Annotated in this window: 12 protein-coding genes; 8 read left to right on the top strand and 4 right to left on the bottom strand. The window is 68.0% G+C overall.

Features of this window, described 5'->3' with window-relative positions:
• Positions 1-9 precede the first annotated feature (9 nt).
• A complete protein-coding gene (locus tag LFM09_RS25510; RefSeq protein WP_414099049.1) occupies positions 10-546 on the bottom strand; it encodes a PadR family transcriptional regulator in 537 nt (178 codons plus the stop codon).
• Positions 547-710: 164 nt separating this feature from the next.
• On the opposite strand from LFM09_RS25510, the gene LFM09_RS25505 reads away from it, so the two are divergent.
• The 3 genes from LFM09_RS25505 (at position 711) to LFM09_RS25495 (ending at position 5,693) form a co-directional block, all read left to right on the top strand.
• A complete protein-coding gene (locus LFM09_RS25505) occupies positions 711-1,109 on the top strand; it encodes a DUF5318 domain-containing protein (RefSeq protein WP_166048805.1) in 399 nt (132 codons plus the stop codon).
• 422 nt (positions 1,110-1,531) lie between these two features.
• A complete protein-coding gene (locus LFM09_RS25500; protein ID WP_414099048.1) occupies positions 1,532-4,006 on the top strand; it encodes a transglycosylase domain-containing protein in 2,475 nt (824 codons plus the stop codon).
• 94 nt (positions 4,007-4,100) lie between these two features.
• Positions 4,101-5,693 (top strand): glycosyltransferase family 87 protein, encoded by a 1,593-nt coding sequence (locus LFM09_RS25495; protein WP_414099047.1) that lies wholly within the window; start codon positions 4,101-4,103, stop codon positions 5,691-5,693.
• Here the strand turns inward: LFM09_RS25495 and LFM09_RS25490 are convergent.
• The 3 genes from LFM09_RS25490 to LFM09_RS25480 are packed head-to-tail and all read right to left on the bottom strand — an operon-like array spanning position 5,605 to position 8,767.
• Complete coding sequence (locus LFM09_RS25490) at positions 5,605-6,615, bottom strand: GDSL-type esterase/lipase family protein (RefSeq protein ID WP_414099046.1); 1,011 nt, start codon at positions 6,613-6,615, stop codon at positions 5,605-5,607. The two genes, LFM09_RS25495 and LFM09_RS25490, sit on opposite strands and share 89 nt — an antisense overlap.
• A 4-nt stretch (positions 6,616-6,619) precedes the next feature.
• On the bottom strand, positions 6,620-7,975 hold the full coding sequence (locus tag LFM09_RS25485; protein ID WP_414099045.1) for a glycosyltransferase family 87 protein: 1,356 nt from the start codon (positions 7,973-7,975) through the stop codon (positions 6,620-6,622).
• A 21-nt stretch (positions 7,976-7,996) separates the two neighbouring features.
• The gene (locus LFM09_RS25480) at positions 7,997-8,767 is read right to left on the bottom strand and encodes a deoxyribonuclease IV (protein ID WP_414099044.1); all 771 of its coding nucleotides are present in this window, start codon (positions 8,765-8,767) and stop codon (positions 7,997-7,999) included.
• 146 nt (positions 8,768-8,913) lie between these two features.
• Between LFM09_RS25480 and LFM09_RS25475 the strand changes: the two genes are divergently transcribed.
• From LFM09_RS25475 to rplI, 5 genes are all read left to right on the top strand, one after another.
• The gene (locus tag LFM09_RS25475) at positions 8,914-9,837 is read left to right on the top strand and encodes a hypothetical protein (protein WP_414099043.1); all 924 of its coding nucleotides are present in this window, start codon (positions 8,914-8,916) and stop codon (positions 9,835-9,837) included.
• Positions 9,838-9,938: 101 nt separating this feature from the next.
• Positions 9,939-10,247: a 30S ribosomal protein S6 gene (gene rpsF, locus LFM09_RS25470; RefSeq protein ID WP_081901884.1), complete on the top strand. Its 309-nt coding sequence runs from the start codon at positions 9,939-9,941 to the stop codon at positions 10,245-10,247.
• A 29-nt stretch (positions 10,248-10,276) separates the two neighbouring features.
• Positions 10,277-10,777, top strand: a complete 501-nt coding sequence (locus LFM09_RS25465; RefSeq protein ID WP_414099042.1) for a single-stranded DNA-binding protein — start codon at positions 10,277-10,279, stop codon at positions 10,775-10,777.
• 58 nt (positions 10,778-10,835) lie between these two features.
• On the top strand, positions 10,836-11,075 hold the full coding sequence (rpsR, locus tag LFM09_RS25460) for a 30S ribosomal protein S18 (RefSeq protein WP_030480165.1): 240 nt from the start codon (positions 10,836-10,838) through the stop codon (positions 11,073-11,075).
• Positions 11,076-11,093: 18 nt separating this feature from the next.
• Positions 11,094-11,549 carry a 50S ribosomal protein L9 gene (rplI, locus tag LFM09_RS25455; RefSeq protein ID WP_414099041.1) on the top strand — a complete coding sequence of 152 codons (456 nt, stop codon included), beginning with the start codon at positions 11,094-11,096 and terminating at the stop codon, positions 11,547-11,549.
• Positions 11,550-11,745 lie beyond the last annotated feature (196 nt).

Here is an 11,745-nt window from a genome sequence, read left to right as displayed (position 1 = left end):
CGGTGAGTACTACTCGTCCTGCTCGGACTGTTCGTGCGCGATGAGCTCGTTGAGCCACCGCACTTCGCGCTCCGTGCTCTCCAGGCCCTGCCTGTGCAGCTCACGGGTGTAGCGGTCGATCTGCTCACCCGTGCGCGTGAGCCGCTCGCGGAGTCCCTCCCTGCGTTCTTCGACACACCGCCGCCGGCCCTCCAGGATGCGCATCCTGATCTCGGCCGGCGTCCGGGAGAAGAACGCCAGGTGGACCCCGAACGAGTCGTCGTCCCAGGTCTGCGGCCCCGCGTTGGCGAGGAGGTCGGCGAACCGCTCCTTACCTTCCGGCGTCAGCTTGTAGACCTTGCGCGCCCGACGTCCCCAAGAGAGAGCCGACTCCTCCGGCCCCTCCTCCACGATCAGGCCCGCACGTTGGAGTCGCCGCAATGTTGGGTACAGCGATCCGTACGAGAACGCTCGAAACGCTCCGAGCAGGTCGTGCAAGCGCTTGCGCAGCTCGTAGCCGTGCATCGGCGCCTCGTGCAGCAGGCCGAGCAGCGCGAACTCGAACACGAGTCACCTCCTCGCACCTGCACCGATAGGTGAGGTGATTATATCGCCGCGATACATCGATGGCCCCTCTCAACTGTGGGATGTGGCACACCGTCATATCGCGCCGGATCTCGCTGCCCTGAACGGCCCATCATCGGAAAGCGGGCGGCACGTACTCTGGTCACGTGTTGACCCAACGGCAGGTGGTGGACTACTCGCTGCAGCGACGTGCGCTGCTGGCGGAGGTCTACGCCGGTCGTACGGGCACCATGGAGGTCTGCGACGCGTCCCCGTACCTGCTGCGAGCTGCGAAGTTCCACGGTACGCAAACGGAAGTGCCATGCCCGGTGTGCCGCAAGGAGCCACTGACCAACGTGTCTTGGGTCTACGGTGACGAGCTCAAGCACGCGACCGGCTCGGCGCGTACACCTGAAGAACTCGTGAAGATGGCAACCCTCTTCGACGAGTTCACCGTGTACGTCGTTGAAGTCTGTCGCACATGCAGTTGGAACCACCTGGTGCAGTCATACGTCCTGGGGAAGCGTGGGCTGGAAAAGCCACGCAGGAGGACTGCGGCGGAATGACCCACAGGTGACACTGCTCCGAATGAAGTACGACCACCGAACCGCGTGCTGATGCGCGCCGGTCTGGGAGGCCTTTTCACGTGAACGACCAGCATGATGACCGGCAGCGCGGAGGCGAGCCGCAATGGCCGACCGGGGACGACCCCGACGGCGGCGGCACGAGGCGCGATGTCCCGAATCAGCCACGACCGGGCACCCCACCCGGCGGTTTCGCACGCCCTCCCCAGGGTGGCACGCCACCCGGTGGTTTCCCACAGCAACAGCCTCCACGCCGCCCGAACGGACCAGGCGGCCCAGTAGGCGGACCTGGTGGCCCTCAGGGCGGCCCCGGCCGTCCGCCTGGCCCCGGTGGACCCGCGGGCGGTCCCGGCGGCCCTCAGGGCGGTCCCGGCGGTAACCGTCCGCCGACGCCTCCCGGCGGCATGCCGATGGCACCGCCGCCCGGTGGCCGTCGTCCCGGCGGCCCGATCGGTCCCGGCGGTCCCCAGGGCGGTCCGGGTGGCCCCGGCCGTCCCGGCGTGCCCCCGCGCAACCCCGGTCAGGAAGCGACCACGCAGCTGCCGCCGGTCAACCGGCCGACGACGCAGCGCGAACCCGACCTGCTCACGCACCGCGAGCCGGACGACGAGTTCCTGATGGCCGGCGTGGACGATGACGACGAGTACTACGACGACGAGCCGGAGCTCACCGAAGAGGAGGAGCGCCGCCTGCGCAAGAAGAAGATCTGGAAGCGCGTCCGGATCGGTGCGTTCGTCGCGCTCGGCCTGATGATCCTGGGCCCGGTGCTGGCGATCGCCGTCGCGTACCCGCTGGTCGACTGGCCGCGGCCGGAGCAGATCGCGGCCGAGCAGAACAAGACGATCACCTTGCAGTACGCCGACGGCAAGGACATGACCAAGATCACCGCGCCCGGTGAGAACCGGACGATGCTGACGTACGAGGAGCTCCCCGACCACGTCAAGAAAGCGGTGATGGCGGCCGAGGACGCGGACTTCTACGACAACCCCGGCTTCGACGCCAAGGCCATCCTCCGCGCGGCCTGGTTCCAGGTGACCAGCGGCTCCGGTGGTGGCTCCGGTCTGACGCAGCAGTACATCAAGAAGGCGACGGGCAACGAGGACCCGACGCTGACTCGTAAGTTCACCGAGCTCGTCAAGGCCTACAAGATGAGCAACGAGTCGGACCACAACACGATCCTCACCGCGTACCTGAACACGGTGTACTTCGGTCGTGGCGCGAACGGCTTCAAGGCCGCGGCGCAGGTGTACTACAAGAAGGAGATGAAGGACCTCACTCCTTCCGAGGCGGCGCTGATCGCGGCGATGATCCAGACGCCCTCCTGGTCCGAGGACAAGGAGCACTCGCAGAAGCAGTGGAAGTACGTGATGGGTCAGATGCTCCAGAAGGGCTGGATCGACCAGGCGTACTACGACTCGCAGGAGTGGCCGAAGCCGCTGCCGTTCGCCGAGACCCAGCCGAAGTCGCTGGAGGGCCCGCGCGGCCTGATCGTCGACCAGGTCCAGGAGGCCCTCGACGCCGAGCAGACCGGTGTCTCGTTCGAGCAGGCGCAGAAGACCGGCGTCACCATCCAGACGACGATCGACCCGAAGATGCAGGACGCGGCCGAGGCGGCCGTGGACGAGATCATGATCAAGGGCGGTCAGCCGGAGGCGCTGAAGACGTCGCTGACGGCCATCGACCCGACCACGGGTGCGGTCCGCGCGTACTGGGGCGGCCGGGACGGTCGAGGCTCCTTCGACTACGCCAAGGGCACGCTGCAGGAGCCGGGCTCGTCGTTCAAGCCGTTCGACCTGGTCGCGGCACTGCAGAACGGCCGCGGCGTCGGCTCGACCTACGACGGCTCGTCGCCGCGCACGTTCGGCAGCGGCGAAGCCAAGGTCACCATCCGCAACTCGGAGAACAACAACTCCTGCAAGGACCCCTGCCCCGTCCGCGAGGCGATGGAGAAGTCGCTCAACACGGTGTTCTACGACATGGTCGTGAACGACATCGGCATCAAGCCGACCGTGAAGGCGGCGCACCAGGCCGGCATCCCGGAGGAGGTCAACGTCGGCAACGGCCCGCAGAAGCTGCTGGTCGGTGAGGGCGGCGGCACGCCGAACGGTGGTATCGCGCTCGGTGGTGGTGACGCCCGCGTCCGGCCGTTCGACATGGCCTCGGCGTACGCCACGTTCGCCGCGCGCGGTGTCTACCGCCAGCCGTTCTTCATCCTGAAGATCACCGGGCCGGACGGCAGCGTGCTCTACCAGCACGTCGACAAGCCGATCGCCGCGTTCGACGCGGACCAGACGAAGAGCCAGGACATCGCCGACAACGTCACCGACGTGCTGAAGACGATCCCCGGCAAGTCGTCGATCCCGTGTGCGCAGGGCCGCGAGTGCGCCGGCAAGACCGGTACGCACGAGCTCGACCCTAAGGTCGCGCCAGGCGGCCGGGTGGGCCTGAACTCCAAGGCCTGGATGGTGGGCTACACCCCGTCGATCTCGGCGGCGGTGTGGGTCGGCCGCAACGAGGGCAACCTGCCCATCACCGACAAGTCCGGTACGAACATCTTCGGTTCCGGTGTGCCGGGCAAGATCTGGCAGGCGTTCATGAACAAGGCGCTGGCCGGCACGCAGATGGAGAAGTTCGCCAAGGCCAAGCCGCTGAACCAGTTCAACCCGCCGGTGAGGCAGAACTCGGCCTCGAGCCAGCCGTCGAACACGCCGAGCGTGCCGACCGGTCCCTCGAGCCCGGACAAGCCGACCAGCCCGACCAAGCCGACGAGGCCGTCGGAGCCCTGTGAGGGCTTCCTCTGCCCGCCGACCGGGGGCAACCCGAAGCCGACCACCGAGAATCCCGATCCCGGCAACGGACGAAGTCCGGGAGACACGTAACTGAACCGAGGGGCCCTGGTACGAACCGGGGCCCTTCGCTTTGGTCCAGGGATGTTGACCACGGCGAAACGGTCTTGGCCGTAACATCCGCGACGTGCCCAGCAGCCCTGCCGAGCTTCCCGCCGAGGACACCGACTCGCTCACCCACGAGGAGCGGGTCGCGCCCACCTGGACCGAGTCACTCGCCCGCACCCTGAGCAGACCGTTCGGCGGCCCGCTCGGCGAGCACGCGCAGGTCGGCAGGCACTGGTTCTGGACGGCGCTGCGGGTGATCCTGCTGCTGGCCGTGCTGACGCTGCTGGCGGGCTGGGTGCAGAAGTCGCCGTGCATCCAGCAGTACGTCGACGACAAAGGCCAGGTGCAGCTGGACTGGCGGGGCAGCAAGCAGTTCACCGCGCTCTGCTACTCCGACACCGTCCCGCTCTACACCGCGGAACGGCTCGACCAGCGCGGTTCCTTCCCGTACATCACGTCGTGGAAGGACGACGAAGGCAAGCCCACCGAGCACGTCCGGTACATGGAGTACCCGGTGGTCACCGGGCTGTTCATGTGGCTGAACGCACGGGTGGCGCAGGGGCTCGTGGCGCTGGTGCCGGGGCTGCCGATGACGGTGATCGTGTTCTTCAACGTCACGGCGTTCTGGCTCGCGGTGGCGTGGCTCGTGACCGTGTTCTCGGTGGCCCGGATAGCTCGGCGACGGATGTGGGACGCGGCGTTGGTCGCGGTCTCGCCGTTGGTCATCGTGCATGCGTTCACGAACTTCGACACGATCGCGACGGCGTTCGCCACGGCCGGTCTGCTGGCTTGGGCGCGCAAGAAACCCGCGCTCGCCGGTGTGCTGATCGGCCTGGGTGGAGCGGCGAAGCTCTATCCGTTGTTCCTGCTCGGACCACTACTCCTGCTCTGTTGGCGATCCGACCGGCTGAAGGCGGGACTCACCACCACCGGTGCGGCCATCGGCGCGTGGCTGGCGGTCAATCTGCCGCTCGCGTTGTACCCGCCGTCGCACACGGGCTGGCGGGAGTTCTTCCGCCTCAACACCGAGCGCAACGCGGACCCGGACACGATCTACAACGTGCTGGTGCAGTGGACCGGCTGGCCCGGCTTCGACACCGGGCTGCAGCAGGGTCAGCCGCCGACGGTGCTCAACACGGTCAGCATGGTGCTGTTCCTCGTGTGCTGCGCCGGCATCGCGTACGTGGCCCTGTCGGCACCGACGCGGCCGCGGCTCGCGCAGCTCGGGTTCCTCGTCGTGGCGGCGTTCCTGCTGACGAACAAGGTGTGGAGCCCGCAGTACTCGCTGTGGCTGGTGCCGCTGGCGGTGCTCGCGTTGCCGCGCTGGAAGCTGCTGCTGGCGTGGATGACGATCGACGCGCTGGTGTGGGTGCCGCGGATGTACTTCTACCTCGGCACGGAGAACAAGGGCCTGCCGATCGACTGGTTCCTCGGCGCCGTGGTGCTGCGCGACGCGGCCGTCGTCCTGTTGTGCGTGATCATCCTGAAGGAGATCTACCAGCCGGAGCGCGACCTCGTGCGCGCCGACGGCGAGGAGGACCCGCTGGCCGGTGTCCTCGCCGGTGCGCCGGACCGGCAGATCGTCACACCCGCACGAGGCGAGCCATTGCACCGAATGCGGCGGCGTTCGGATGCAGGTGATCACCGGAGTCGTACGCCGGACGCAGTCTGAGCGGGTCGGCCGGGTCCTGCACGGCCAGGTCGAAGTCGATCGCGTCGGGGAAGGTGGCGCGGATCCACGCGTTCACCTTCTGCCGCTGCTGTTCGCGCTCCTCGGTCCAGTTGCGCCAGCCGCGCCACGGCGTGATGGTGCCGACTGTCACCTGCACGCCCTCGTTGCTGCAGCGCTGCAGGATCGTGCGGATGCCCGCGATGACGTTGTCCGCGCTGATGCCGTTCTGGATGTCGTTGATACCGCCCAGCAACACGACCTTGCGGACCTCGTCGCTGTAGAGGACGTCCCGGTGGAGGCGGGTCACCATCGGCGCGTCGCCGAACACCACGCCGTTGCCGCTGATGCCCGCGTTCAGCACGGCGTGGTCGCTCTCGACCATCTCCGGCCAGTTGCCCTCGACGTACCCCTCGGTGATCGAGTCGCCGAGCATGACCGCGGCACCCGGCGCGGTGAAGCCCGCGACCTCGACGGCGGAGACCAGGCAGATGTTCGTGTGCGTCGACGTGATCGTGCGCCACGCCCGCGCCTGGCACGGCGTGCCGGCCGGGGTGTACGTGCTGATCTCCAACGCGGTGGTGACGGTGAGCGGCAGGGCGTCGCTGTAGACCTCGTCGCGCGCCTTGATCGTGACCGCACGGGATCCGCGGAACGTGAGCGGCCGCGTCTCGCCGTTCGCGGTGACCTCGACCTGCTCGACGCGCACCGGCTTGGTGCCCATGAGGTTCGACAGGCGCACCCGGACGGAGGTGCCGCCCGCGGTGAGGTTGACCGTCGTCCGCACGCTCTGGTCCGGCACCTCGGCGGAGATGGTCGGGACCGCCTGCCACACGGGCAGCCAGCGGACCGCCGCAGACCGCTCGTGCGGTCCGGAGGCACCGCACGAGACCAACAGGAGCACCGCGAGGACGCTCACCCTCATGCGATCAAGGATGCCTGAGCGGTACCCGCTCGTGGTCCTCCGTGACGTCTCTTGCCTTCAGGAACACCACGAACAGCGCAACCAGCAGCGCCGCCCGGCCCCACACGCCGATCATCACGGCCTGCGCGGACCAGCTGTCGTAGATCCCGGCCGGCTGCCCGAACTCGATCGCCCAGAACCAGCGGAAGATCCCGATCCCCATCGCCAGGTCCACGGCGAAGTACGAGAACGCCCACATCAGCGGCACGCGCAGCAGCACCAGGAACGGCACCAGCCACAGCGTGTACTGCGGTGAGTGGACCTTGTGCAGCAACATGAAGCCGCACAACATCGCCCCGGACGCCGCGATCCACGGGTAGGTGCCTTCGCGGCGGTAGCGGAGCCAGCCGTAGCCGGCCGCGATCGCGATCGACACCAGGATCAGGATCGGCGAGACGACAGCGACCAGCGGCTGCATCTCGTCGTCTCCGATGAACGGGCGCAGACCCCAGTACCAGATCGAGTTCGTCGTGATGTCGACCCGGCGCAGCTGCTGGAACTCGAACGACGCCATCCAGCCGTCGTAGCCGGCGATCGCGAACGGCAGGTTGACCAGCACCACCGTGATGATCGACGCGAGGCCGACCCTGAGCGCGCCGACGACGTCGACCTTCTTGCCCTCTGGCAGTTCGGCGCCGCGCCAGCCACCGGTGGCGACGTAGAACATCAGCGGCAGCACGAAGATCGCCGGGTAGACCTTGAACGCGAACCCGAGGCCCAGCAGGACGGAGGCGACCGTCGCCCGTTCGACGAGAGGCCGGTTCCACCTGTGCACCACGAAGACCGCGGCCACCGAGCACAGCACGACCGGCAGGTCCCAGTTGTGGAACGCGTAGAGGACCAGCGGTGGCCCGATCGCCCACAGCAGGGCGCGCCACCGGGCGAGCTTGCCCAGCATCCAGCCCGTGAGCAGGCCGAACGGCACCATGAGCAGCGAGGAGTAGAGCAGGTACTCCGCGTCGTTGTGGGCGAAGATCGCGCCGGCCCAGATCAGCAGACCGGAGAGCACCGGGTACTCGACCGTGCCGCCGACGAGGATGCCCTTGTCGTTGATGCCGCCGTCGACGTACGGGAAGACGTGCCGGTCGATGTCGCGCCCGATCCAGAGGTGCTGGATGTCGGAGTAGCAGACCTCTTCCTTGTTGCGCTCGTCGTAGTCGGGCTGCGTGCGGCCCCACTGGTCGAACGCCGGACCGGTGCAGCGGTCCTTGTTGATGAAGCCCAGCAGCAGCGTGAGCCCGCACAGCAGCACGAGGACGACAGCTGCCGGCCTGCCGAAGCGGTTCACGAGACGCCCTGGATCGCCGCGGTCGGGCGTCACGCTCACCACCTCGTGCACGGACTACCGGCCGGCGTGGTCGCGCAGGTACGCGATGTCGTCGGCCTGCCCCTCGTCCGGTGTCTCCACCACGACGGGGCATCCGGCGGCGGCGACGACGGCCACGAGCTGGTCGGCGTCGATGGTGCCGGTCTTGATGTTGTCGTGCCGGTCGCGCGAGGAGCCGAACTCGTCGCGCGAGCTGTTGAGGTGCACGAGGTCGATCCGGCCGGTGATCGCCTTCACCCGGTCGACGATGCCGACCAGGTCCTCACCTGCGGCGAACGCGTGGCAGGTGTCGAGGCAGAAGCCCGAGCCGAACTCACCGACCGCGTCCCAGAGGCGCTTGAGGTTGTCGAACGAGCGCGCCATCGCGTTGTCGCCGCCCGCGGTGTTCTCGATCAGGATCGGCACCGCGAAGCCGCCGTCGGCGACCTGGCGCTCGAAGAACTTGCGCCAGTTCGCGAAGCCCTCCGCCGGGTCCTCGCCCTTCGTCACGTGCCCGCCGTGCACGATCAGGCCCTTCGCGCCCACGGTCGCGGCGGCCTCGGCGTGCTGGATCACGTTCTTCCTGGACGGAATCCGGATCTTGTTGTTCAGCGACGCTATGTTGATCATGTACGGGGCGTGGATGAAGACCTCCAGATCGGAGGCGAGCAGCGCCTCCGTCTGCGGATGAGGTTTGGGCTTCTTCCACCCCTGGGGGTCCGACAGGAAGAACTGGACGACCTCGGCCCCGCGTTCGGCCGCGGCTCCGACCGGGTCGTCGTCGCGGACATGAGCCCCGATGCGCATGAACGTGAAGGGTAGTCGGAGCCCATAACGCGACCGCAGCCGCCGCCGATAGGAGTAATTGCGAAAACTGGGGGTGGTTCGCGTCACGACCAGGACCTACGGTCGTTACTTGAGAGTAGGTAAGCGAGTGGGACAGGGGTGAAACCATGCGACTGCTGAGCGTCACCGCCACGACGCTGCTGGCGCTGGCCTCCGCCATCGTGGGCATGTCTCCGGCCACGGCGGCCGAGCCGATCGTCGTGGGCAGTTGTGCGACATCGGTGCAGGGCACACCCGGTCAGCCCGTCTCTCTCAGCCCGGCTGCCGTGACGCAGCCGATCACCGACCTGGTGCGGGCCGTCCCCCTGCTCGGGCCACCGCTCGCCGAGCCGTTCAAGCAGGCGTTCTCGCAGGCCAAGCCCATTCCGATCGGCGCGGTGCAGGTCGGCACGACGACCATCAGCGGTGCCACGATCGCGAACGCCGTGGTCGCCGAGCTGCAGAAGATCCCTCTCCTGGGCCCGATCCTGGGCACCTTGAACACCACCGTGCGGACGACGTTGACCAGCGGCTGCCAGGTCGTGGTGACCGGCGTGAACGCCGTCGCGGCGCCCGTTCAGGACGGTTCGAAGGCGATCGCGGACAACTCGCAGCAGGCGGTCGGTGGCGTGACGCCGCAGAAGCCGCCCGTCGGCCAGCCCCAGCCGCAACCGGGCACGCCGCCCGGTCAGCCCGGCGCAGGCAACCCCGGTTCGCCGCAGGGCTCGCCGATCACCCGTGACTTCCCGCTCTACTCGCTCGGCACGAACTACGGCCGCGTGCCGCTGTTCAGCTACGGCTCGCTGCCGTTCGCGATGCCCGGCCTGTACTCGCCGTCGCCCGGCGTCCGCTACGGCTCGCAGGTGCCGCGCGCGTCCAACGGCAACGGCTACGACGGCGACCCGGTGCAGGCTGCCGGGCGTGCGACGGCGCTGCCCAGGCTGGGCGGTCCCGGTGGCGTCGGCCTTCCGGTGCTGGTCGCGGTGCTGCTGCTGGCCTGCGTGACGGGCGCGCTGGTGCGGACCTGGGTGCTCCGCCGCACCCCTGCGTAGTCGCCGGACGCGCTCTGTTAACCTTCTTCAGTTGCTGACGCGACGACCCTCCTGCCACGGAAAGCCCGTGGCCGCGAGTCCACAGGAGGTGAGTGGTCCTCATGCGTCATTACGAAGTGATGGTCATCCTCGACCCCAGCCTTGACGAGCGCACGATCGCGCCGTCTCTCGACACGTTCCTCAACGTCATCCGCACCACTGGCGGAAACGTTGAGAAGGTCGAGGTTTGGGGCAAGCGCCGGCTGAGCTTTGAGATCAACAAGAACACCGAGGGTATCTACGCGGTGCTCGACCTGACCTCGACTCCCGACGCGGTGAAGGAACTGGACCGCCAGCTCGGTCTGCAGGAGACGGTGCTCCGGACGAAGGTCCTGCGCCGCGAGCCCGCCAAGTCGGCCGTCAAGGCCTGACGAACCTCGATTAGGGGAGCTCCCAAGACATGGCTGGTGAGACGACGATCACGGTGGTCGGGAACCTGACTGCCGACCCCGAACTCCGCTTCACCCAGAGCGGTGCCGCGGTGGCCTCCTTCACGGTGGCCTCCACGCCCCGCACCTTCGACCGCCAGTCCGGTGAGTGGAAGGACGGCGAAGCGCTGTTCCTGCGGTGCAACGTGTGGCGGCAGGTCGCCGAGAACGTGGCCGAGTCGCTCACCCGCGGTTCGCGAGTGCTCGTCTCCGGACGGTTGCGCCAGCGTTCCTTCGAGACGAAGGAAGGCGAAAAGCGCACTGTCGTGGAGCTTGAGGTCGACGAGATCGGCCCCTCGCTGCGCTACGCGACCGCGAAGGTCAACAAGGTCAGCCGTGGAGACGGCGGTGGCGGCGGCTTCGGCGGCGGCCAGCAGTCTCGCGGCGGTGGCGGTGGCGCGCCTGCAGACGACCCGTGGGGTTCCGCCCCGCCGGCCGGCTCGGGTGGCTTCGCCGACGAGCCCCCCTTCTAGACCGACTGCACCGGTCATCCAGAACCTGATCACTGCGTATTCCAGGAGTTAGAGACACATGGCCAAGCCGCCTGTGCGCAAGCCCAAGAAGAAGGTCTGCGCCTTCTGCAAGGACAAGAGCGCGTCCCTGATCGACTACAAGGACACGACGCTGCTGCGGAAGTTCATCTCCGACCGCGGCAAGATCCGTGCCCGCCGCGTCACCGGCAACTGCTCGCAGCACCAGCGCGACGTCGCTGTTGCCGTGAAGAACGCCCGTGAGATGGCCCTGCTGCCCTACACCTCGACCGCTCGCTAAGAGAAGGGAACATTCGCGATGAAGCTCATCCTCACCGCTGACGTTTCCGGCCTTGGCGCGCCCGGCGACATCGTCGAGGTCAAGGACGGTTACGGCCGCAACTACCTGCTCCCGCGCGGTCTCGCGATCGTCGCGACCCGCGGTGCGCAGAAGCAGATCCAGGTCATCACCCGCGCGCAGGACACCCGCCGCGTGCGCGACCTGGACCACGCCAAGGAGATCAAGGCCGCTCTCGAGGGTCTGGGTGGCGTCACCCTGACCGCGAAGGCCGCCGCGGGCTCCAAGAAGCTGTTCGGCTCGGTCACCAACGCGGACGTGGCGGCTGCCGTCAAGTCCGCCGGTGGTCCGGTGCTGGACAAGCGCGCCATCGAGCTGCCGGGTCACATCAAGACCGTCGGCAAGCACTCGGTGACGGTTCGCCTCCACCCCGAGGTGACCGTGGCCCTGCCGCTGGTCGTTACCGCCGGCGAGTAAGCCCCGCAACGCGAGCAGCGTGACGTGACCCCTCCGGGGGCACTTCACGCTGGTTGCGATTGCTGAAGCGCCGCCCTCCCGGAATGCTCCAGGAGGGTGGCGCTTTCGCTCGTTCGGACCAGCGCCGTCCTGTCCACGTCCTGTGGATAAACCCCGCGTTCAGCCGGGTCGCGACACGCCGAAGAGGGTGTTTTTC

Origin of the sequence: Lentzea alba, from assembly GCF_047445655.1 — a bacterium.
Classification (GTDB): domain Bacteria; phylum Actinomycetota; class Actinomycetes; order Mycobacteriales; family Pseudonocardiaceae; genus Lentzea; species Lentzea alba_A.
Note: the sequence above shows the minus strand (reverse complement) of the source record. Positions and strands in the feature narration are given on the sequence as shown.

Coding starts and splice junctions, on each gene's coding strand:
- LFM09_RS25490 (WP_414099046.1), bottom strand. CDS start 6,615: ATGAGGGTGAGCGTCCTCGCGGTGCTCCTGTTGGTCTCGTGCGGTGCC.
- LFM09_RS25475 (WP_414099043.1), top strand. CDS start 8,914: ATGCGACTGCTGAGCGTCACCGCCACGACGCTGCTGGCGCTGGCCTCC.
- LFM09_RS25480 (WP_414099044.1), bottom strand. CDS start 8,767: ATGCGCATCGGGGCTCATGTCCGCGACGACGACCCGGTCGGAGCCGCG.
- rpsR (WP_030480165.1), top strand. CDS start 10,836: ATGGCCAAGCCGCCTGTGCGCAAGCCCAAGAAGAAGGTCTGCGCCTTC.
- rplI (WP_414099041.1), top strand. CDS start 11,094: ATGAAGCTCATCCTCACCGCTGACGTTTCCGGCCTTGGCGCGCCCGGC.
- LFM09_RS25465 (WP_414099042.1), top strand. CDS start 10,277: ATGGCTGGTGAGACGACGATCACGGTGGTCGGGAACCTGACTGCCGAC.
- rpsF (WP_081901884.1), top strand. CDS start 9,939: ATGCGTCATTACGAAGTGATGGTCATCCTCGACCCCAGCCTTGACGAG.
- LFM09_RS25500 (WP_414099048.1), top strand. CDS start 1,532: ATGCCGATGGCACCGCCGCCCGGTGGCCGTCGTCCCGGCGGCCCGATC.